1 protein-coding gene is annotated in these 1,374 nt (G+C 62.2%); it reads right to left on the bottom strand.

The features are described from left to right. Positions 1 to 1,374, bottom strand: a 1,374-nt coding sequence (locus NKH60_RS34895) for an FG-GAP repeat domain-containing protein (RefSeq protein ID WP_352875122.1), incomplete at both ends; no start/stop codon positions are given.

The following is a 1,374-nucleotide window of genomic DNA, read 5'->3' on the forward strand; positions in this document are numbered from 1 at the left end:
TGCGGCCGTCGCCGACCGACAGTTTTGTCACCGCATGCACCACCTGCGGCAGGTAGGTGTTCGCCCAGGTCGATGACGGCGCATATTCCACCGCGACCGACCCGCCGAGTTCCGTCACGACACTGCGCAGCAGGTTCGGATTGCCGGCGCCGGGAGCCGAGATGAACATGTGCTTGTCGTAATCAGTAAAGTCCGGCAGTCCGTCACCGTTGAAGTCGCCGATCACAGTGCCGGCAGTCATTCCCGTCGGCAGCGTGAATTGCACCGGCGTCATCGCCGTCGAGGACGGACGCAGCGAAAAGACGCGGACCGTGCCTGTCGACTTATCGGTATCGCGAGAGACCGTGATGACGTCGGCGCGGCCGTCATTGTCGAAGTCGCGAAGAATGGCAGTCTTCTCCCGTATCGACGGAACCGTGTATTCCTTGAAGTCGACACCGGTCGACAGCCATAGCCTGACGCCGTTGTCACTGCCCCTGTAGTGAAAAATGTCTGTCGCGCCGTCGCCATTCACATCGGCCAGAACACAGGTACCCAAGTCGCCTAACGTCGAGCAGCTGGGGGAAAACGAAGGATCGACCGGCTCCCAAATGCCGTTTGTCAGCCCGCCCTTCTTTACGTCGCCGCCCAGCAGATCCGGTACAAACAAAGGCTGCTGGTGCCCATTGCCGAGGAAATCGCCGACACCGATCACGCCCCCGCCGCTTGACAGGTTCACGGTGTCGACGCCGTCGGCGTCCGCGTCAGCAACAATGGCCGGGCCAGCCGAGAGCACATCGCACGCGGCTTCGTAGCCGGGCGGCGGCGTGACGGGGGGGCCTAGCGGTATTGACCTGCAATTAGCATTGGTCAACGCCAGCTGGGGGTCAGTGAGGACAATCGCGCCGCGTGTTCCCGTCGTCACCGTGTGGCCGTCGTCCGAAGTCGTCGTCACCGTGTCCGCAAAGTCCATCGTGCCTTTAGCGGCCAGGAACCTGCCGGGCTTGGAGGAATAGCTGCCGTCATATGCGGCGTTGAGGCCTGCCGAGATTATATCGATGAGTGCGCCACTCGAATTGAACTTGTATCGGTACTTTGTTCTGCTGGCCGACTTTTGCCCGGTCGGGGATTCCCCTTGCGCGGTTGCATCGCCAAAGATCTCGTCGCGGCCGTCAAAATCCAGATCGCCGGCCTGCTGTGGCGCTCCCATGGGAAGGAGCAAGGGGCCATTTGGGAGGAGGTCGGCATTAACGGCCGTATAGACGCCATCGGTGTTCTGATAGGTCATCTGGCCCAGCAGCTTTGCGGTGCCGCCGGTGATGGTGCCGTCGGCGGCGATGGCTGCATCGGTGCCATAGCGGCTGACGGCGGTCAGACGGGAAGCGCTGGAGAACG

This window comes from Mesorhizobium sp. M1006 (assembly GCF_040318825.1).
In the GTDB taxonomy this organism is placed as follows: Bacteria; Pseudomonadota; Alphaproteobacteria; order Rhizobiales; family Rhizobiaceae; genus Mesorhizobium.